We start from the raw sequence: 19,863 nt of genomic DNA on the forward strand, positions 1-19,863 counted from the left end.
ATTGCTGAACAAACTAAAACGGATTGATTGGGTTATCGTTGGAATCTTGCTTGTGTTTTCGGTTTTCAGCCCGCTTGTCATTTATAGTGCGACCTACGGGGGAGATCCGAGCTTTGCCAATACGGCGATGAAGACGGTTGTTTTCTTCGCGGCCGGATTTGTCATCATGTTCGCAACCGCGTTGTTCGATTACCGAATTTTGCTGAAAATATGGCCGATTACGTTGGGAGTAACGGTCCTGCTGCTCGTCGGCATCTTCTTCTTCGGCTCTAATCTGAACGGTGCGATTGGCTGGTACAATTTTGGAGCATTCTCGTTCCAGCCGGCGGAGATTGCCAAGATTGCGCTTATTTTCGCCCTGGCCCAGCTGCTCGGGCGGCGCGGCGGGGATCCGCTTACGTTCACCAAAGACTTGGTACCGGTGGCGCTTGTAACGCTCGTGCCGTTTACGCTTGTCGTAGTCCAGCCGGATTTGGGAAATGCGATCATTTATATTGTTATTTTCATCGGCATGCTCTGGATCGGCGGGATTAAGCTGCGGCATGTGCTGATTGGTCTTGTGGCGGTCTCGTTGCTGGCCGGGTCGGTCTATGTTTCCTTTACGACGTTCCGTGAAGAGACCAAGGCATTTTTCACCGATGTCGTCAAGCAACAGCACTGGTTCACGCGCATCGATACGTTCATCAATCCGTCCTTGGCGTCGGACGATGCCAACCATCAATCCAAATACGCCATGATCGCGATCGGTTCCGGAGGGTTGTCCGGAGATGGGTACATGAAGGGGGAATTGAAGCGAAGAAGCTTCATTCCGTATACGTATTCGGACGCGATCTTCGTCGTCATCGGTGAGGAGTTCGGCTTCCAAGGCTCATCGATACTGCTGCTGCTTTACTTCTTACTGATTTACAGGATGATTCTCATCGCCTTCCAGTGCTATGACATGAGGGGCTCCTATATCATCATCGGAATCGTGTCGATGTTCGTCTTTCAGATTCTTGAAAATATCGGCATGATGATTGGCCTGATGCCGGTGACCGGAATCACGCTGCCCTTCATCAGCTACGGGGGGACTTCCCTGCTGCTGAATATGTTTTGCATCGGATTAGTGATGAGCATACGTATATATCAAGAGAAGTATCAGCTTGAAGATTGAAAATTGAAAATTGAAGAGTGAAGAGTGAAGCTTGAAGGATTGAAGCCGGAACCAAATAGGCTGTTAAGAAGAGGCTTTACTGTCTGCATCCGCTTGGGGGATATAGACAGTAAGGCTTTTTGTGATTGAAGATTGGGGGAGCCGAGCATCTTTTAGGCCTCTTAAGGTGAGTATCCCCATTATTCAGGAAAAACCAAATGCTAACGTCCCCAAAGACATGTGCAAATAGTTGCATGGATGAATAAGCCCCCTGACTCCTTATAACCGATATTCCTAAAGCTCAGGAGCTTATGACCACGAAGTCTCTAATAGGTAGCACTCCAGTAGTAGTCAGAAGTCGAATGGACCGCTTTTGTCCCCTATGCACAGTATCCTCGAAGCTCACTTTAGAGGCAGCACATTTCTCTTCAGGCTAAGGCAAGTATCCCCTTAACTCAGAAATGGAATCAGGAATGATACCAGGAATAATGCAGGAATAATATCGGGTATGATGGGTCGAGGAAGAGAAAGTTCAGAAATGGTGGATTTAAAAATGATGGATCGAGAAAAACAAGATAAATTCTGAGCAGTATATAAAGCTCCTTAAATGAATAAAAAGGTAATTTCAATGTGGACGGATATTCAAGTGAATTAATCTGGGATTGCTGTGTAATATCAGAGCGGTGAATGGGAGATCGGGCGTAAGTTTACCCGGGGATCCCATACAAATCCTGAGCGCTTGGGAGAATCATCGTAAGGCCGCACAAGGCGAAATGCTAAGGCGCAATCCTGAGCGATTGGGAGGGCGATCAAATGAGCACCGAATGGACATTGAGCAGTCATAAAAATCATCCGGAGAATCACGAAAAGGTAACCTGAACGAGTGGGAGACTGTGCAAAAGACCGCGATCAGCATGTATCCACGTGACGGCAAACGAAGGGTACAAGGTGTACAGGTAATGCCAAGAACGAATGAGGCGAAAATAGGTCCCGAGGCAATGCCAAGAACGAATGGGTTAGAACACAATCTGAAGGGTGAGGGCTTGTTCATAACCGGTGATAGCTTGTCATACATATGGGATATAAGCAGTCGTTTGTTTAGGGATGAAGACCTGATTGTGGATACAGCAGATATCAAGGAAGGGATGAGAAAGCAATGATCGAGGACATTCGCCGTCGGCGGCAAGAACGAATTCGGGAAATCATCAGTCAAGAACAGCGATTATCCGAGGCGGAACCCCTGCATGAGGCCGGCACGTCCTTCCTGCCCGTCCAGCACATACGGCAGGAGCCGCCGATCACTCGGCCCGCCCAGACGACTGCACCTAGGACGGTCGAGATTCCCGGAGATAGCGAAGAGATGGGCGGGCATTCTCCAATTCGCTTTGACGAGATGGAGATTCTCGCCGCCGATTCGACTGATCCGGAAAGGCTGTGGAAGGCATCGCAGCGGCAATGGCATGAACGCTACGGGTGGGAGCAGGAACGGAAAGGCGGGTTCTGGCGATCGTTCCGCACGCGAATTGTGCTGTCCGTCCTGCTGTTCGCCGCCGCGTTTGCGATTTTCCGCTTCCCTGCGGATTGGAATGAGCCGGCGCGGCAATGGATCGGAAGGAGTGTGACCGAGGAAATGGACATGCGCCCGATCGCGGCCTGGTATGAACGGACGTTCTCCGGCTCGCCCTCCTTCATCCCGCTTTTCCAAGGGAATCGGAAGGAAGCGGCATCCGTTCAAGGGGGACTGTCGCTGCATCCCCCTGTCAAGGGGACGGTGCTGCAGCCGTTCGATATGAACGGCAACGGGATCCGGATTGCTGCCGATACCGGGGCTGCGGCGTATACCGAGGTAATGAGCGTGGCGACCGGACGGGTTACGGGAGTGAATCGCCGGGCCGAGGATGATATCCAGATTACGGTTCAGCATGCTTCGGGCGTGGTCAGTATATACGGCGGGCTCGCCGCCAGCGAAGTGAAGGTGAACGATTGGCTCGAGGAGGGAGAAGTTGTGGGCATGCTGGAAAGTCCGGCGGAAGACCGTACGGCGGCGCTCTATTTCGCTCTCTTACGGGATGGAGAGTACATTGATCCGACGGATGTGATTGCTTTTGATTAAATGGGGAGGAACCGTCTATACGCTGCATCCTTTGTTCATCCTCCTGCTGGCCATGGCGGCCGTGACGGGTTATATTTTGGAGCTGCTTACCCTGTTCGTTATCGTGATTGTCCATGAAATGGGGCATGTCACTGTGGCGCGCATGTTCGGCTGGACGATAACGGAAGTGAAGCTGCTGCCCTTCGGCGGCGTAGCGGAGACTGAAGACGGAAGTCTGGCTCCGGCCTGGCAAGAGTGGCTGGTCATGGCAGCAGGGCCGCTGCAGAACGGTATCATGATCGGACTTGCCCTATTATTTGAGCAGTGGGGGTGGTGGGAGAGCGCTTGGACGAACGATTTCATTCGAGCGAATGCGTTTATCGGATTGTTTAATTTGCTGCCGGTACTGCCGCTGGATGGCGGGCGCATGCTGCAAGCCGCCGCTTCGTTATGGTTCAGCTATTATAAGACACTGCTTATCGGGGCCAGAGTCAGCATGGCGGTGAGCGCTGCGATTGCGGTATACAGCATCATTCCGCTATTCACGGGCGGGAAAGTGAATTTGAACCTGCTCATGCTGGGACTCTTTCTTTTGTGGTCCAACTGGGAGGAGTGGAAGAACGTTCCTTACCGTTTCCTGCGCTTCCTGATGGCCCGTCCCGCCCGGCTGCGTAAATGGGAACGGAGCGGTTGCCTCGGCCGGCCGATCGTGGCGGAGAACGGCTGGCCGCTATCCGGGCTGCTGCGCTTGCTTCGCCGGGATGAATATCATTTTATTTATGTCATGGACCCGGAAGGGGCGATTAAGCGCATCATTCCCGAGCAGCGGGCGATTGATGCCTATTTCGACGAGCCCGGGGGGCGACGGAAGTAGGCGCCCGGCGCAGTTGGGCGGGGCCCACTTCCATTTTTCTATTATTTTGATCGGAAAGCATATGGGTTTGGTATGTTCACTGCCTCCTGCTTCATGTTACAATGGAAGATGACGCGCTGTAGCAGAGGTGATACCATGAAACAAATGATTGTTCACTGCGAGGAACAAATCACGCAAATGGCATTGTTGGAACATGGTCGGCTCGTCGAATATGCAGTCGAACAAGCCACGGGAACTACGTCGGTCGGAAGCTTTTACAAGGGCCGCGTAGTGAATGTTCTTCCGGGAATGCAGGCTGCATTTGTGGACATCGGTCAGAAGAAGAACGCATTTCTGTATGTTGATGATTGTTTGCACCCGCATTTGGAGAAGCAGCCGAAGCAGAAACCTCCAATAACCAGCTTGCTTCGAGTTGGACAGGAGCTTATCGTCCAAGTGATGAAGGAGGCGCTGGGGGGCAAGGGCGCCCGTGTGACGACCCATTACTCGCTGCCAGGCCGCTATTCGGTCTATATGCCTAACGCCGATTATATCGGAGTATCCAAGAAGATTGAGCAGGAAGCGGAACGAACCCGCCTGAAGCAGCTTGCTGAAGAGCTGCGCGAGAACGAGGAAGGCATGATTATCCGCACCGTGGCGGAGGGAGAGTCGCGAGAGACGCTGCATGGCGACATCGAGACGCTCCGCGAGCTGTGGAACCGGATTACGCTTCGTTCGGCGCAAGCGGAAGCGCCTGCCCTGCTGCACCATGATCTGAACATGGTGGAGCGGCTGGTGCGGGACGCGTTCTCGCGGGATGTCGATCAACTGCTGATCGACAATGTCCGCCAAGCCGAGCGGTTACATACATTCGTCCGATCGGTCGCCCCTGATTTGGAGAACCGGATTCATACGTATAAGGAAGCGGAGCCGCTGTTCCGGCGGTATCATGTCCAAGAACAGCTGGACAAGGCGTTCCAGCGCAAAACTTGGCTGGAAAGCGGCGGCTATTTGGTATGGGACCAGACGGAAGCTTTAACCGTTGTTGATGTGAACACGGGGAAATATACGGGGACAAGCCATCTCGAAGAGACCGTGTATCTTACGAATATGGAAGCTGCGGAGGAAATCGCGCGTCTCATCCGTCTGCGGGATATCGGAGGCATCATCATTGTCGATTTCATCGACATGGATACGGAAGAGCATCGCCAACACGTGGTCGAACGGCTGGAGACGATGATGAAGAAAGACAGGACGAAATGTCTGGTCGTCGGCTGGACGAAGCTTGGCTTGCTGGAGCTGACCCGCAAAAAAGTGCGGGAACAGGTGATGAACCAGTTCCTGCAGCCATGTTCCTCATGCGGGGGAAGCGGATGGGAGCCGGCACAAATTCCTAACCGTTAAAGGAACGCAAAAGGTTGTATTTTGTAATCAATTGTGCTACAATCTATAAGTATGTGTCTAGTGAAGTTGCTTACACATGCTGTAACCGCTCCGGACAGGTTCCAAGCATGAGGCTGCGAGCAGCGTCATCACCTGATTCAGGCGAGTCTGAGACATGAGGAGGTGCAACACAATGTATGCAATTATCGAAACTGGCGGCAAGCAGTACAAAGTTCAAGCGGGCGATGTATTGTACATCGAGAAGCTGAACGCTGCAGAAGGCGACAGCGTAACATTCGACCGCGTATTGGCGGTATCGAAGGACGGCGGCCTCGTTACAGGAACACCGGTTGTATCCGGCGCTGCGGTAACGGCGAAGGTAGAGAAGCATGGAAAAGGCGCGAAAATTGTCGTGTACAAGTACAAAGCGAAAAAGAACTACCGTCGCAAGCAAGGTCATCGCCAACCGTACACAAAAGTAACGATCGAGAACATTCAGGCGTAAGAGGTGCCGGATGATTCACGTTACAGTTAGGCGGAAGCCGGATCGATCTATCGCGGGCTTCTCGATTGAGGGCCATGCGGAATATGCTCCCCATGGAGAGGACATCGTATGTGCAGGTGTCTCTGCCGTGTCGGTGGGCGCAGTCAATGCCATTGAAGCTCTGACTGGCGTTGAACTGGAGTGCGAGATGAAGGACGGCTTCTTGAGCGGAACGGTTCCGTTCATCGAGCGGAAGGACATTGAAGCTCAGGTTCAGCTGCTGCTGGAATCGATGATCATTGGGTTGCAAAGTATCGAAGCTTCATACGAATCGTATCTTCAAATAGAAGAACTAATGACAACATAAAGGAGGTAGACAACATGTTGAAACTGAATCTTCAGTTGTTCGCATCCAAGAAGGGCGTAGGCTCCACGAAGAACGGCCGTGACAGTATTTCCAAGCGTCTTGGCGTGAAGCGCGCCGACGGCCAAGTGGTTACAGCCGGCAGCATCTTGGTCCGCCAACGCGGCACGAAGGTCCATCCAGGCAACAACGTGGGCATCGGTAAAGATGACACGCTGTTCGCAAAAGTGGAAGGCGTCGTGAAGTTCGAACGATGGGGTCGCGACCGTAAAAAAGTGAGCGTCTACCCGGTGGAAGCTGCACCTGTTGCAGCAGCTGTGGAGAACTAAGATGATAGAAGAAACCCTCGGTTAGTGCCGGGGGTTTTTTTTAACCGGCTGCGGTTCATTTTTCTTGGACGCCTTCCCTTGCGCATGATATACTGAAGATTGGGGAGTTTGTACATAAATGGAAGAATGGAATGATGAACGGGGAGCCGGAATATGAATAGTTTGCGATTGAAGCTAGGAGGCTGCATCGCGGCAGCGGCCGTATGCGCCGTCATTGTCATTGGATGGCCTTTATCATTCACTTGGAGATTCGTGCTTATTCTCGTCATGGCGGTGATGCTGAGCCTGTGCGGGTTCTTGTTATACCGGGAAGAGCGGATGCGGCGGAAGCGTGTAGAGCGTTCGCTGGCGACATCTGCCCTCGAGCTGATGAACCATCAGCGCCATGACTGGATGAATGATCTGCAGTTGGTGTATGGTTACGTTCGATTGAAGAAGTTCGATAAATTGCCGGAATGTGTAGAGACTATAAAAGAGCGAATGGCGGAGGAGAGCCGGATTGCCAAGCTTGGCGTGCCGGAGCTGGTGATGTTCCTGATGCAGCAGCGGCTGTCAGGGAGCATGATGCCGCTCCGAATCGAGATGCCGGAACCGATTGAATTGAACCGGATGGACTTGTCCGTCGATCCGTGCAAGTTGGCCGAGTCGGTCATGGCTTCGGTTCAAACGTTTCGCTTTGCGGCAAAGGCGCATCATGACGGAATGAATCCGCTTAGCGTCGAATTTGCCAAGGAGGCCGGCCGGCTCGTCATTCGTTATCAATACGAAGGCATCTTATTGAATCCGGATGAAGTGGAATCCAAATTGAAGCATATCGCGTCTGTAGGCGGCCTGCGGCTGGAGCAATCGTCAGCGCAGCAGAACGAAGAGCACGAAGCCTACCGGATTGTCGTGCCTTGCAACGCATAATGGGGTGACAGCATGTTTGTAGATAAGACGAAAATATACGTTAAAGGCGGGGATGGCGGCGATGGTCTCGTCGCGTTCCGCCGGGAGAAGTATGTTGCGATGGGCGGACCAGCCGGCGGCGATGGAGGGCATGGCGGCGACGTCATTTTCCGGGTTGACGAGGGGTTGCGTACACTGGTCGATTTTCGCTACCAGAAGCACTTCAAGGCGAGCCGCGGAGAAAAGGGGCGGAACAAGAGCCAGCATGGCGCCAACGCAGAGCATATGATTGTCCGGGTCCCGCCGGGAACGGTCGTGATCGATGATGATACGCAGGAAGTTATCGCTGATCTGACCCGTAACGGGCAAGAGGTTGTTGTCGCCAAGGGCGGACGCGGAGGCCGAGGAAATATGCGCTTCGCGACTCCGGCGAATCCGGCGCCGGAGCTGGCGGAGCATGGAGAAGAAGGCCAGGAGCGCTGGGTTGTGCTTGAGCTGAAGGTGATGGCGGATGTCGGCCTGGTCGGCTTCCCGAGCGTCGGAAAATCGACGCTGCTGTCCGTCGTCTCGGGCGCGAAGCCGAAGATCGGGGCCTATCATTTCACGACGATTACCCCGAATCTGGGGGTCGTTGACATCGGGGACGGACGAAGCTTCGTCATGGCGGACCTGCCGGGCCTTATCGAGGGTGCTAGCGAAGGAGTCGGATTGGGACATGAATTTCTGCGCCATATTGAGCGTACCCGGATTATTATCCACGTTGTGGACATGGCGGGAACCGAGGGGCGAGATCCGTTCGACGATTGGGTCAAAATTAACGATGAATTGAGACAATATAACGAGAAGCTGGCGGAACGCCCGCAGATCGTGGCGGCGAACAAAATGGACATGCCTCAGGCGGAGGAGAACCTGGAAGCGTTCCGCGAGCAGGTGCGGGCGCTGAAGGGCGACGAGATCGAGATTATGCCGATCTCCTCCTTGACGAAGCAGGGAATCCAGGAGCTGCTCTACAAGGCTATGGATATGCTGGAACGTCTTCCAGAGACTCATGTCGAAGAGGTCGCAGACGTTGAGGAGCGCAAAATCTACCGCTACAAGAAGAAAGAAGAGAAGCCTTCCTTTACGATTCGGCGAGAGAATGACACATTCATCGTCGAGAGCGAGGCGATTGAAGGCATGTTGAAGCGGATGCAGATGACATCGCATGATGCGATTCTCCGGTTCGCGCGAACGCTTCGCCGGATGGGGGTAGACGAAGAACTGCGCAAGCGCGGCGCAGAGGATGGCACCATCATCCGGATCGGCGACTTCGAATTCGAATTCGTCGAAGGCAGCAGCTATTACTGATGACATGAAGGAGACCGCATGCCTTTGAACAGGCATGCGGTCTTTTCGCTGTTATCCCTGCGCCGGTGAAGGGGTATCATGCGCATCCAGCTTCGCGAGATCTTCCGGAGTGAGACGAAGCCGGGCGGCCTGAGCGTTGTCGCGGATCGATTCCGGCCGGGTCGCTCCGGGAATCGGGATCAACTGCGGGAAGCGGGCCATCATCCACGCCAGCACGATCTGGTATGGGCTCGCCTCATAGGCGCTGGCCAGATCTTGGAGAAGCTGATCATGCCGCAGTCTGGACGATTGCCCCGGGCCGCCGAACGGGCTGTAAGCGACGAACAGAATCCGGCGCGACTCGCAGAAGGTTAGTACGTCCAAGGAGCTTCGGTCGAACAAGTGGTAACGGTTCTGGACCGCCGCTACGCCGGCGATGTCCAAGGCCGCCTCGCATTCGGCAACCGACACGTTGGACAGGCCCAGATGCTCGATCTTGCCTTCCTCCTGCAGGCGGCTCAATTCTCCGAACGATTCCTCGAACGGAACCTCCGGATCCGGGGCATGCAAATAATACAGCGGATGCACGTCCCGCCGCAGCAGGGTGAGACTGCGTTCGCATGCGGCTCGCAGCGATCGCGGATGTGCGCTCCGGGTCCATGCGCCGTCCGGGCGGGCGAGCCCGGACTTAGTGGCAATCACGCACCCGGGGACTGGCGGCAGCGCCTCTGCGAATAACTCCTCGTTATGACCGAGATCATGCTCGTTCAAGCTGTATGTATCTGCCGTGTCGAAGAAAGTGATGCCGTTCTCCCAGGCTTCCTTAATCGTCTTCAGGGCACGTTCTCGATCCGGTCTTCCCGGTACGGAGAGCGGAGCTCCGCCGAAGCCGATCGCCGAGATTCGGTAGGAACCCAATTGTTTGTCCTGCATCAATATCCACCTGCCTTGTCATTATTCATTCCGGACCGATGCTACTGGAAAACATGATAGGTTTGTATACTAGTACGTCCGTAATGGGAAAAAGTTCCGGTTGAATGGGGTTATCGTCGACTCGTAAAGGGATGGGGAAACAGGGTATGCCTTTGTCTTGCTGCACGACATGATATCCTATAATATGGTGCTAGCAGCAGCTTTATAGCATGTACAATTCAGTATGAAGCGGAGAAGTGAACAACTGTGGAACCGGGAAACAAACCGTTATACGCTCTCATCATAGATGACATAAAGCGGAAAATAGAAGAGGGGATGTATACTGTCCATCAGCAGATTCCGACCGAAATGGAGCTGGCCTATCAGTTCGGGGTGAGCCGCATTACCTCCAAGCGCGCCCTGCTTGAGTTGGAACGGGGCGGATATATTTACCGCAAGCGGGGGAGCGGCAGCTACGTCAAGGAACGAGCCGGGGACAAGGAACCCTTCCTTGGCGGCACATCCAGTGCGCCGCAGCGTATCATCTCGATGATCCTGCCTTATATGGCGGCGAATGGACACTTGGATTACATGAGAGGGGCAACAGAATATTTGGAGAGCAAGGGATATTATTTGAGCATTCATTGTACAGACTGGAATCCGGAGAAGGAGAAGGAACTGCTGACACGCCTTCCGAAGCATGGATTTTCGGGCATCATTTTGTATCCGATCAGCTCCATTCACAACATGGAGGTCCTGAATCTTCAATACATCGACCAATATCCGATTGTGACGATGGACCAATATTACGACAGCATCCCGGTGCCGAGTGTCTGTTCCGATAATTTCCGGGGCGGATACATCGCGGCCCAAAGATTGATTGAGCTGGGGCATCGGCGCATTGCCTTCGTGTCAAGCATCGGAATCGAGTACCGGAGTTCGGTTCGCGATCGCTATTTTGGCTACTGTCAGGCGCTCAAGGACGGCGGCCTTCCAAGCGATGCCGAACTGGTCATCACCGATTTCTACCGGCAGGTGAACGAGGAGAATAAGGAAGCATTCTACACGGAAATGATCCAGTTTCTCCTGGGAAGAAAAGCGACGGCGATTCAAGCCGAGCATGACGAACTGGCGCTTGATCTGCTGAAAGTGTGCTTGGGCTCAAATATACAGGTGCCGGAGCAGCTGTCGCTCGTCGGATTCGACGACGAGGAAGTGTCGCGGCATTTCGAAGTTCCGCTCGCGACGGTGCTGCAAAACAAATACGAGATTGGACGGCGGGCAGCGGAAGCGGTCATTGATCTGCTCGAAGAGCGCAAGCTAGCGGTGAAGCGGATGCTTATCCCGATTATGCTGCAGGAGAGGCAATCGATTGGCCCCTTAGCTGGGGAGCGACTAATGTTGTAAGCGGAATCATGACGGTGCGGAAGCCACAAGCCTTTTACAGAACAGCCAGGGAAACGGTTCAACAAGTAAAAGGCTCTTTGTGATGCCATGAAAAAATTTCATTGATAACGAAGGAAAAGGCATTGATTTGATTCAAATTCGTGTATAATGAATCCAATTTCAATTGTTGGCTCATCTCCTATTGCCAATTCGCATACGAATCCGCTATAATGTCCTCTATAAGAAAACAAAAGTCTTTTTGCGGAGGACTGCAAATGGCAGAGCGATACTACTTGGTACGGGAAGATATTTTACCGGATGCGGTGGTGAAGACGGTACGGGCGAAGCAGCTGCTTGCCGCCGGCGAGGTCAAGACCGTTCACGAGGCTGCGGAGCGGGTCGAGCTGAGCCGCAGCGCGTTCTATAAATATAAAGACGGCATCTTCCCCCTCAACCAGTTGGAGCGGGAGCGTATCGTGACGATTTCGCTTGATTTGGAGCACCGCTCGGGCATCCTCTCGAAGGTGCTCAGCTCGGTGGCCGTGTACGAGGGGAATGTGCTCACGATCCACCAGACGATTCCGCTTCAGGGAATGGCGAACGTGGTTCTATCGGTGGAGACATCTCTTATTGCCGAACCGTTCGGCATGATGCTTGAAACGCTGCGCGACATTTCGGGCGTCAAGCGGGTACAGGTTATCGGGCAAGGATGAGACGGGCCGCTTGCCGGCGCAGGCCGTGAACGCCGGACGTGAACGAGTGACCCCCGGACATAATAGTTCTTTATCAATACACATAGACAGATGCGTCACGCGAAGGGGAGGAACGAGATGAAGCCAATCAAAGTAGGACTGTTGGGGTTGGGCACCGTAGGTACAGGTGTCGTTCGGATTGTTGAAGGTTATCAGGAGGATCTGGCCAGCCAGGTCGGCTCGCCGATTCAGATCGGGAAGGTGCTCGTCAAAGATGTGAGCAAGTCCCGCAGCATTCACGTGCCGGATCATCTGCTCACGGAAAATGCGTGGGATATTATCGACGATCCGGAAATCGACGTGGTCGTCGAAGTGATGGGCGGCATTGAGCCGACCAAGGAGTATCTTATGGAAGCGTTGGATCGGGGCAAGCATGTGGTGACCGCGAACAAGGATCTGATCGCGCTCCACGGGCGCGAGATCAAAGCGAAGGCGAAGGAGAAGCGCTGCGATGTGTTCTACGAGGCGAGCGTCGCCGGCGGCATCCCGATCATCCGCACGTTGATGGAAGGCTTCTCTTCCGACCGGATTACAAAGATTATGGGTATCGTCAACGGGACGACCAATTATATTTTATCGAAAATGAGCCAGGAAGGGGCCGGCTACGAAGAGGTGCTGCGGGAAGCGCAGCAGCTAGGCTACGCGGAAGCGGATCCGACCTCTGATGTGGAAGGATTGGACGCGGCGCGCAAGATGGCGATTCTCGCGACGCTTGGATTCCATGCGGACGTCGCTTTGGAAGACGTAGAAGTGCGCGGCATCTCCCGGATTAAGAAGGAAGATATCGCTTTTGCCAAAAAACTGGGTTATGAAATGAAGCTCCTTGGCATCGCAGAACGGCAGGATGATCAGATCAGTGTCGTCGTGCAGCCGACGATGGTCAGCACAGCGCATCCGCTCGCTTCGGTGAACGGCGTGTTCAATGCGGTATATGTGTACGGGGAAGCCGTGGGTGAGACGATGTTCTACGGACCGGGCGCCGGTGAGATGCCGACGGCCACCTCGATCGTGGCGGATCTGGTCGCCGTCATTAAGAACATGAAGCTCGGCGTCAACGGACAGCGCGCCTTGACTCCGTACAAGGAGAAGAAGCTCAAATCCGATGAGCAGATTGCTTATAAAAACTTCATTCTGCTTCACGTCGAAGACAAGGCAGGAGTGCTCGCGCAAATTACGCAACTGTTCGCCGAGTACGATGTGAGCCTCGATTCGGTTGTGCAGCAGCCGAATCCGAACAACCCGGATGCCGAGATTATCATTATTACGCATTACGCCAGCCGGGCGAACATGAATAAGGTATTTGAGCATTTCGAGCAGCTGTCCGTCATCAAGTCGATTAAGAGCGCTTATCGGGTCGAAGGTTGATCGAGCAGATGCGCATCATCGGTTGAAACCATACGCAAAGAGGGGAAAAAGAAATGAGATATATGGGATTGCTGGAGACCTACAAGCGCTATTTGCCGGTTAACGAAAATACGCCCATGCTGACGCTGCAGGAAGGCAACACGCCGCTCATCCGGGCGGAGCGCCTGTCCGAGGAGCTCGGGCTGAATATGTATTTGAAATATGAAGGCTTGAATCCGACCGGATCTTTCAAGGATCGCGGCATGGTCATGGCCGTAGCGAAGGCGATGGAAGAAGGGAGCCGCACGATTATGTGCGCCTCAACCGGCAACACGTCCGCGGCTGCAGCCGCTTATGCCGCCCGGGGCGGACTGAACTGCATCGTGCTGATCCCGAACAATAACATTGCGCTTGGCAAGCTGGCGCAAGCGATGATCTACGGTGCCAAGGTGATTGCGATCGAGGGCAACTTCGACCGGGCGCTGGAGATTGTGCGCGAGATTACGGCGAAGCACCCGATTACGCTCGTCAATTCGGTCAACCCGTACCGGATCGAGGGACAGAAGACAGCCGCCTTCGAGGTATGCGATCAATTGGGAGCCGCGCCGGACGTACTCGCCATTCCTGTGGGGAATGCGGGCAATATTTCCGCTTACTGGAAAGGGTTTAAGGAATATCATGCGACAGGTCATACAGACCGCCTGCCGAAGATGGTCGGCTTCGAAGCGGAAGGCGCCATGGCGATTGTGAAAGGCGAACCGATTCCGAACCCGGAAACGCTGGCGACCGCCATTCGAATCGGCAATCCGGCGAGCTGGAAGACCGCTGTCGAAGCGGCCGGGCAATCCGGCGGTCAGATTAATTACGTGACCGACGATCAAATTATCGAAGCGTATCAGCTGCTGGCGGCGAGTGAAGGCGTCTTTGCCGAGCCGGCCTCGGCGGCTTCGGTGGCCGGCGTGCTGAAGCTGCACCGGGAAGGGTACTTCACCGGAGGAGAATCAGTTGTATGCGTGCTGACCGGACATGGGCTCAAGGACCCGAACATCGCCATCCAGACGGCGGCGAAGGAGCCGCTCGTCGTGCCGGACACAGAGGAAGCGGTCATGGCGGCGATTCGTCAGCTGGAGGGTGAACAATAATGTGGAAGGAAGAGGGCGTGCTCGTGCGCGTGCCTGCCAGCACGGCTAATCTTGGCCCCGGGTTCGATACGCTGGGTATGGCGCTCGAGCTGCATTTGTGGGTCGCGATGAAGCCGGCGGAGCAGATGCGAATTCGCCTTCACGGTTCGGAGCTTCACGGCCTTCCTGCCGACGAGCGCAATCTGATCTACCGGACGGCTCAAGCGGTATTCCGGGAGGCGGGAGTGGAAGAGCGCCCGCTCGCCCTTGACGTCTATAGCGAGATCCCGCTGACGCGCGGGCTCGGCAGTAGCGCCTCCGCCTTGATCGGCGGGCTTGCCGCCGCCAATTGGCTCATCGGGCAGCCGTTGACGGATCAACGGCTGTTCGATATGGCGACGGCCATCGAGCGTCATCCGGACAATGTGGGGGCCTCTCTGTTCGGCGGAATTATCACGGCCATGTGGGATGGCGAGCAGGCTCATCATATACGGCTCGATCCGCCCGCCGGCCTCGGAACGGTGGTGGCCGTCCCTCAGTTCGAGCTTGAGACGAAGAAGGCGCGGCATGTGCTGCCGGAGCGCATCGACATGGCGGATGCGGTATACAATATTAGCCGCTCCTCCGTTCTCGTCGCGGCTCTGGCCAGCGGACGGACGGAGCTGCTGGGGGAAGCGATGCGGGACCGGCTTCATCAGCCGTATCGGGCATCGCTCATCCCGGGCATGCCGGGCATATTGGAGGAGGCGGTTCAGCACGGAGCGCTTGGCGTGGCGCTGAGCGGCGCGGGCCCGACGCTTCTCGCCTTCGTTGACAACCGGAACGAGCACGATTCGTTGCAAGCATATATGAAGCAAGCGCTTCGCGATCACGGGGTCGAGTCCCGGGTTATGCCGCTCGGCATAAGCAAGGAAGGAGCCGTGCGCTGCGGAGTGTGGGACGATATGGCGGCGGTCGTCGCTGAGCGTGCCGATTCATCACGATAGAAGGAGTTAACTCATTATGGCTAGAATTGCGCTTTTGCCTGAAGGTTCCGTGTCGCATGAGGCCGCGGTCCATCTCATCGGGGAGCAGCATCAGTATGATCACTATGCCTTGATATCGGACGTATTCCTGTCGACCGCCCAGGGCAAGACGGATTACAGCGTCATTCCGATCGAGAATACGATCGAGGGCTCGGTGAATCTGCATATGGATTGGATTGTCCATGAGGTGGACATTCCGTTCCAGGCGGAGTGGTTCTATCCGTCCATCCAAAATATTATCGGACGCCGCGCCGAAATCGAAGGAGACTGGTCCCGGGTCGTCAAGGTGATGTCTCATCCGGTCGCAATGGCGCAATGCATGAACTTCATCCGGACATATCTGCCGCATGCCGAGCTGGAGCATACGGGCAGCACCGCCGAAGCCGTTCACAAGGTCAAGCAGCATCCCGGCAGCGGCTGGGTGGCGATCGGAACCAGCCTGGGAGCGCGTACCCACGGTCTCGATGTACTGGCATCGGAAGTAACGGATCATAATAATAACTATACGAGGTTCGTCCTTATCGGCAAGGAGCCGCTGAACCTGGAGCGTTCGGGCAAGCCGAAGACCACGATTCTGGTCACGCTGCCGGAGGATTACCCGGGTGCGCTGCACCAGGTGCTGTCCGCCTTTGCGTGGCGGCGAATCAACTTGTCGCGTATTGAATCGCGTCCGACGAAGCGCCGGCTTGGCAACTATTATTTTTATATTGATGTGGAAATGGGGCTGAACACGGTCTTGCTGCCTTCCGCTTTCGCGGAAATTGAAGCGATTGGCTGCCAGGTTCGCATCCTCGGATCGTACCCAAGCTATACATTTGAACAAGCTGTACCCAAGTGAGGGCCAATATACGGAGGTGCTTTTGCCATGTCGCAATGGATATATTTGAACGGACAATATGTGACCAAAGAAAATGCAACGATTTCAGTATATGACCACGGTTTTCTGTACGGGGACGGGATATTTGAAGGTATCCGCGTCTATAGCGGCAATATATTTAAATGCCGCGAGCATCTCGAGCGGCTGTATGACTCGGCGAAATCGATTATGCTTGACATTCCGCTGACGCTGGATGAAATGCAGGACGCGATGGTGGAGACGATTCGGCGCAATGAGCTGCGTGACGGCTATATCCGGCTCATCGTCTCCCGCGGGGCCGGCAATCTCGGCCTCGATCCGCGCCGTTGTCCGCAGGCGAGTGTCATTATTATTGTCGAGCAGCTCGCCATTTATCCGGAGGAAGCTTACCGCAACGGGCTGCGCACCGTCTCGGTGTCCCAGCGCCGCAATATCCCGGATGCCTTGAATCCGAAGATCAAATCGCTGAACTATTTGAACAATATTCTCGTCAAAATTCAGGCGAACCTGGCTGATGTCGGGGAAGCGATTATGCTGAACGCGCAAGGGTATGTAGCCGAAGGCTCCAGCGATAACATTTTTGTTATCAAAAAAGGCGTCGTCTACACCCCGCCATGCTACTTGGGTGCGTTGGAGGGTATTACGCGGGCGGCGATCATGGAATTATGCGGCAAGCTGGGCTATACGCTCAAGGAAGAACCGTTCACTCTCCACGATGTGTATGTCGCGGATGAAGTGTTCTTCACGGGAACGGCTGCCGAGGTCATTGCTGTACGCGAAGTTGACGGTCGCATCATCGGTTCCGGACAAGCCGGTCCGATGACATTGAATCTGCTTAAGCATTTCCGTGAGATCGTTACGCAGGATGGCGTCAAGGTATACGAATAAAGGCTGTAGCTGCGAAGCAGACAACTCCTCCCTGACCATCGGGGAGGATTTTTTTATATGAAGGGATGTCAAACGCCCATCATCTGCATAGGATGTAGTAATTGATCCTAGGGCAAGTGTCCCGTAGCACAAAGGATGATGAACGTTTGGGAGGTTACAACACGTGAAAATCCATATTGTCAAGAACGGCGAGTCGTTATATTCCATTGCGAAAAAATACGATGTTCCTTTAGAGGAATTAATCAAGATGAATCCGCAGCTCAAAGACCCGAATGAAATCGATGTCGGGATGAAGATTAAAGTTCCTTCCTCGAGCCACCCGCAAACAGGGCACGAAATTGTGCATAAGCATGTGGTCAAGGAAGGGGATACGTTATGGAAGCTGTCGAAGGCATGGGGCGTTCCTTTGCAAGAGATGATTGAAGCGAATCCGCAATTGAAAAATCCAAATGTTCTTGTGATCGGGCAAGTTGTCAATATTCCTAAGGTCTCGGGAATGACGCCGCCTTCATCGGATTCTATGCCGATGCATCACGGCAAAGGCGAGATGACGGCACCGAAGTCCAAGGAAGAGTTGACCGCGCCGAAGCCGATCGTGGAAATCATGCCGCCTAAAGCGGAACTGACCAAGCCTAAGCCAGAAGTTACGGCGCCGAAGCCGAAAGTCGAGATTACTTTGCCGAAGTATGAACTCGAGTTCGAAATGGAAAAAGTGGAGTATGTCAAGCCGGAAAAACCAAAGCATGAATATCCGCTCTGTCCTCCTGCGCCAACGCTGCCGATTCCGGCCCCGCCGATTCTGGAATGCCCGGAGCCTCCTGCCATTCTTCCGTACATGGAAGAACAGCCTAAGCCATTTTATTCGTGTTGCCCTGAACCGTATGCTCCGATCAAAGAAATACCGTGCGGCTGCGGAGAACACCACCATCACCATCCATTCGCTCAGTATCCGGTACCGGCAGCGGAGGTTGTCGCTCCTGCGGCAATGCCACCGGTTTATGCGGATTGTCCGCCTTGGCAGGCATTTCCGATTATGCAACCGCCGCATGTATGCGATGGCGGTTATCCAATAATGCCGTATTCGCATTCTTCCGGGCAGCCTGTATTTGTCTCTCCAGGCGCCATGGCGGATCCGGCGCCGGCCGAGTGGTCGCCTTCCATGCCGGGTCAACATGAGATGGAGCATGGGACATGGAATCCCCATGATGGGATGATGGAGCATGGGAAATGGCACCCGCATCACGGAATGGGTGAACACGGGAAATGGCATCCGCATCATGGAATGGGTGAACACGGGACATGGGAGCCCCATGATGGGATGATGGAGCATGGGAAATGGCACCCGCATCACGGAATGGGCGAGCACGGGAAGTGGGAGCCCCATGATGGGATGATGGAGCATGGGAAATGGCATCCGCATCACGGAATGGGGGAACACGGGAAATGGCATCCGCATCATGGAATGGGTGAACACGGGACATGGGATCCCCATGATGGGATGATGGAGCATGGGAAATGGCACCCGCATCACGGAATGGGCGAACACGGGAAATGGCACCCGCATCACGGAATGGGCGAACACGGGAAATGGCACCCGCATCACGGAATGGGCGAACACGGGAAATGGCACCCGCATCACGGAATGGGCGAACACGGGAAATGGCACCCGCATCACGGAATGGGCGAACACGGGAAATGGCACCCGCATCATGGAATGGGCGAACACGGGACATGGGATCCCCATAATGGGATGGCGGAGCATGGGGAATGGCATCCGCATCACGGAATGGGTGAACACGGGACATGGGATCCCCATGATGGGATGGCGGAGCATGGGGAATGGTACCCGCATCATGGAATGGGCGAATCCGGAGAATGGTACCCGCATCATGGAATGAGCGAACACGGGGGATGGCACCCTCACGGAATGACCGGACATGGGGAGTGGCTTTCTCATACCGGTAATGTCTACCAGGGGATGCATCAGACTTATCCTACCTATATATCGCCGGAAGCAGGCTGGCATAATCCGGAGCCATGCTGGGGCATGCCTCACTGGCAGATGGATGGTTGGGAAAAAGGAAAGGCCTGCGATGGCAGCGTTCATGAGCGCGAAGAGGAGCTCGAAGCAGAGACAGCAAATGCTTCCTCCGCCGAGAATGGCGAGTCGGAAGAAAGAATCGGGAATTCAAGCGATACGGAGAAAAAAGCGACGATTCGCAGCGCTTCCGGGAAAAAGAGCCCCCGGAACGCGCAGAAGGCCAAAGCTTCAAGCAGGAAGCAGCGTCCGCAAGGTATGCCGTGGATTGGCGGCTAATGCCGATAACTTAGAAGCAACAGGTAATATCCCCTGTTCTATTAAGAAGAGATAGATGGGTGGGTATTACCTGTTGTTGTGATGTCAATCTATAAACCAACTGGGATTAAGCCTTCGCATGATGTTCCTTTTTAAGATGCCGTAGCGAGTGGAGAAAAACAATAGATTTAGGGGTTGCTTTTCTATTAGAAGCATGATATATTTATATTCCTGTCTTCGACAGAGCGGCATTAGCCGCCTGAAGCGAAAAAGATTTTTTAAAAAAGTGCTTGACGCTGAAACGAAGACATGATATATTATAAAAGTCGCCGCTGAACGGCGGTGAAGAAAAGAAAGCAACTTACTGATGAGGTTGGTTGCCGGATTGTTCTTTGAAAACTGAACAACGAGTGATGTTTGTGCAAGAGGTCA

Annotated in this window: 18 protein-coding genes and 1 other annotated feature; of the genes, 17 read left to right on the forward strand and 1 reads right to left on the reverse strand. The window is 54.3% G+C overall.

Annotated features, from left to right (window positions below):
• Nucleotide 1: 1 nt before the first annotated feature.
• The 9 genes from FLT43_RS24230 to obgE all read left to right on the forward strand — a co-directional run bounded on the left by FLT43_RS24230 (nt 2) and on the right by obgE (nt 8,872).
• Complete coding sequence (locus FLT43_RS24230) at nt 2-1,153, forward strand: FtsW/RodA/SpoVE family cell cycle protein (RefSeq protein WP_087441126.1); 1,152 nt, start codon at nt 2-4, stop codon at nt 1,151-1,153.
• Nucleotides 1,154-2,288: 1,135 nt separating this feature from the next.
• Nucleotides 2,289-3,245 (forward strand): M23 family metallopeptidase, encoded by a 957-nt coding sequence (locus tag FLT43_RS24235; RefSeq protein ID WP_087441124.1) that lies wholly within the window; start codon nt 2,289-2,291, stop codon nt 3,243-3,245.
• On the forward strand, nt 3,238-4,098 hold the full coding sequence (locus tag FLT43_RS24240) for a M50 family metallopeptidase (RefSeq protein WP_087441123.1): 861 nt from the start codon (nt 3,238-3,240) through the stop codon (nt 4,096-4,098). The genes FLT43_RS24235 and FLT43_RS24240 overlap by 8 nt, the downstream gene beginning before the upstream one ends.
• A gap of 135 nt (nt 4,099-4,233) precedes the next feature.
• Nucleotides 4,234-5,481, forward strand: a complete 1,248-nt coding sequence (locus tag FLT43_RS24245; RefSeq protein ID WP_087441122.1) for an Rne/Rng family ribonuclease — start codon at nt 4,234-4,236, stop codon at nt 5,479-5,481.
• 73 nt (nt 5,482-5,554) lie between these two features.
• Nucleotides 5,555-5,640 (forward strand) — a sequence feature (ribosomal protein L21 leader region).
• Between the two features lie 13 nt (nt 5,641-5,653).
• Nucleotides 5,654-5,965, forward strand: coding sequence for a 50S ribosomal protein L21 (rplU, locus tag FLT43_RS24250; protein ID WP_087441121.1), 312 nt, complete (start codon nt 5,654-5,656; stop codon nt 5,963-5,965).
• 10 nt (nt 5,966-5,975) lie between these two features.
• On the forward strand, nt 5,976-6,311 hold the full coding sequence (locus FLT43_RS24255; RefSeq protein WP_087441120.1) for a ribosomal-processing cysteine protease Prp: 336 nt from the start codon (nt 5,976-5,978) through the stop codon (nt 6,309-6,311).
• A 14-nt stretch (nt 6,312-6,325) separates the two neighbouring features.
• On the forward strand, nt 6,326-6,637 hold the full coding sequence (gene rpmA, locus FLT43_RS24260) for a 50S ribosomal protein L27 (RefSeq protein ID WP_006284685.1): 312 nt from the start codon (nt 6,326-6,328) through the stop codon (nt 6,635-6,637).
• A gap of 153 nt (nt 6,638-6,790) precedes the next feature.
• Nucleotides 6,791-7,546 (forward strand): Spo0B domain-containing protein, encoded by a 756-nt coding sequence (locus tag FLT43_RS24265; RefSeq protein ID WP_087441119.1) that lies wholly within the window; start codon nt 6,791-6,793, stop codon nt 7,544-7,546.
• 12 nt (nt 7,547-7,558) lie between these two features.
• On the forward strand, nt 7,559-8,872 hold the full coding sequence (gene obgE / locus FLT43_RS24270) for a GTPase ObgE (RefSeq protein ID WP_087441118.1): 1,314 nt from the start codon (nt 7,559-7,561) through the stop codon (nt 8,870-8,872).
• 51 nt (nt 8,873-8,923) lie between these two features.
• Here the strand turns inward: obgE and FLT43_RS24275 are convergent, their stop codons facing one another.
• On the reverse strand, nt 8,924-9,784 hold the full coding sequence (locus FLT43_RS24275; protein ID WP_087441117.1) for an aldo/keto reductase: 861 nt from the start codon (nt 9,782-9,784) through the stop codon (nt 8,924-8,926).
• Between the two features lie 246 nt (nt 9,785-10,030).
• On the opposite strand from FLT43_RS24275, the gene FLT43_RS24280 reads away from it, so the two are divergent.
• The 8 genes from FLT43_RS24280 (at nt 10,031) to FLT43_RS30310 (ending at nt 19,452) form a co-directional block, all read left to right on the forward strand.
• A complete protein-coding gene (locus FLT43_RS24280) occupies nt 10,031-11,170 on the forward strand; it encodes a GntR family transcriptional regulator (RefSeq protein WP_087441116.1) in 1,140 nt (379 codons plus the stop codon).
• Between the two features lie 254 nt (nt 11,171-11,424).
• Entirely contained in the window at nt 11,425-11,862 is a 438-nt protein-coding gene (locus FLT43_RS24285) for an ACT domain-containing protein (RefSeq protein ID WP_087441115.1), read from the forward strand.
• Between the two features lie 117 nt (nt 11,863-11,979).
• Entirely contained in the window at nt 11,980-13,266 is a 1,287-nt protein-coding gene (locus FLT43_RS24290) for a homoserine dehydrogenase (protein ID WP_087441114.1), read from the forward strand.
• Between the two features lie 53 nt (nt 13,267-13,319).
• Nucleotides 13,320-14,387: a threonine synthase gene (thrC, locus tag FLT43_RS24295; protein ID WP_087441113.1), complete on the forward strand. Its 1,068-nt coding sequence runs from the start codon at nt 13,320-13,322 to the stop codon at nt 14,385-14,387.
• On the forward strand, nt 14,387-15,352 hold the full coding sequence (thrB, locus tag FLT43_RS24300) for a homoserine kinase (RefSeq protein WP_087441112.1): 966 nt from the start codon (nt 14,387-14,389) through the stop codon (nt 15,350-15,352). Before thrC ends, thrB begins: the two co-directional genes overlap by 1 nt.
• 16 nt (nt 15,353-15,368) lie before the next feature.
• Nucleotides 15,369-16,229 (forward strand): prephenate dehydratase, encoded by an 861-nt coding sequence (gene pheA, locus FLT43_RS24305; protein ID WP_087441111.1) that lies wholly within the window; start codon nt 15,369-15,371, stop codon nt 16,227-16,229.
• Between the two features lie 27 nt (nt 16,230-16,256).
• Nucleotides 16,257-17,135 carry a branched-chain-amino-acid transaminase gene (ilvE, locus tag FLT43_RS24310; RefSeq protein WP_087441110.1) on the forward strand — a complete coding sequence of 293 codons (879 nt, stop codon included), beginning with the start codon at nt 16,257-16,259 and terminating at the stop codon, nt 17,133-17,135.
• 163 nt (nt 17,136-17,298) lie between these two features.
• Nucleotides 17,299-19,452, forward strand: coding sequence for a LysM peptidoglycan-binding domain-containing protein (locus FLT43_RS30310; RefSeq protein WP_244951364.1), 2,154 nt, complete (start codon nt 17,299-17,301; stop codon nt 19,450-19,452).
• The last annotated feature ends 411 nt before the right edge of the window (nt 19,453-19,863 follow it).

The sequence above is a fragment of the Paenibacillus thiaminolyticus genome, from assembly GCF_007066085.1.
In the GTDB taxonomy this organism is placed as follows: domain Bacteria; phylum Bacillota; class Bacilli; order Paenibacillales; family Paenibacillaceae; genus Paenibacillus_B; species Paenibacillus_B thiaminolyticus.

What these genes read in the sequence shown, in the direction of transcription:
- FLT43_RS24235 (WP_087441124.1), top strand. Translation starts at nt 2,289, where the DNA reads ATGATCGAGGACATTCGCCGTCGGCGGCAAGAACGAATTCGGGAAATC.
- FLT43_RS24245 (WP_087441122.1), top strand. Translation starts at nt 4,234, where the DNA reads ATGAAACAAATGATTGTTCACTGCGAGGAACAAATCACGCAAATGGCA.
- rplU (WP_087441121.1), top strand. Translation starts at nt 5,654, where the DNA reads ATGTATGCAATTATCGAAACTGGCGGCAAGCAGTACAAAGTTCAAGCG.
- FLT43_RS24255 (WP_087441120.1), top strand. Translation starts at nt 5,976, where the DNA reads ATGATTCACGTTACAGTTAGGCGGAAGCCGGATCGATCTATCGCGGGC.
- rpmA (WP_006284685.1), top strand. Translation starts at nt 6,326, where the DNA reads ATGTTGAAACTGAATCTTCAGTTGTTCGCATCCAAGAAGGGCGTAGGC.
- FLT43_RS24265 (WP_087441119.1), top strand. Translation starts at nt 6,791, where the DNA reads ATGAATAGTTTGCGATTGAAGCTAGGAGGCTGCATCGCGGCAGCGGCC.
- obgE (WP_087441118.1), top strand. Translation starts at nt 7,559, where the DNA reads ATGTTTGTAGATAAGACGAAAATATACGTTAAAGGCGGGGATGGCGGC.
- FLT43_RS24275 (WP_087441117.1), bottom strand. Translation starts at nt 9,784, where the DNA reads ATGCAGGACAAACAATTGGGTTCCTACCGAATCTCGGCGATCGGCTTC.
- FLT43_RS24285 (WP_087441115.1), top strand. Translation starts at nt 11,425, where the DNA reads ATGGCAGAGCGATACTACTTGGTACGGGAAGATATTTTACCGGATGCG.
- FLT43_RS24290 (WP_087441114.1), top strand. Translation starts at nt 11,980, where the DNA reads ATGAAGCCAATCAAAGTAGGACTGTTGGGGTTGGGCACCGTAGGTACA.
- thrC (WP_087441113.1), top strand. Translation starts at nt 13,320, where the DNA reads ATGAGATATATGGGATTGCTGGAGACCTACAAGCGCTATTTGCCGGTT.
- thrB (WP_087441112.1), top strand. Translation starts at nt 14,387, where the DNA reads ATGTGGAAGGAAGAGGGCGTGCTCGTGCGCGTGCCTGCCAGCACGGCT.
- pheA (WP_087441111.1), top strand. Translation starts at nt 15,369, where the DNA reads ATGGCTAGAATTGCGCTTTTGCCTGAAGGTTCCGTGTCGCATGAGGCC.
- ilvE (WP_087441110.1), top strand. Translation starts at nt 16,257, where the DNA reads ATGTCGCAATGGATATATTTGAACGGACAATATGTGACCAAAGAAAAT.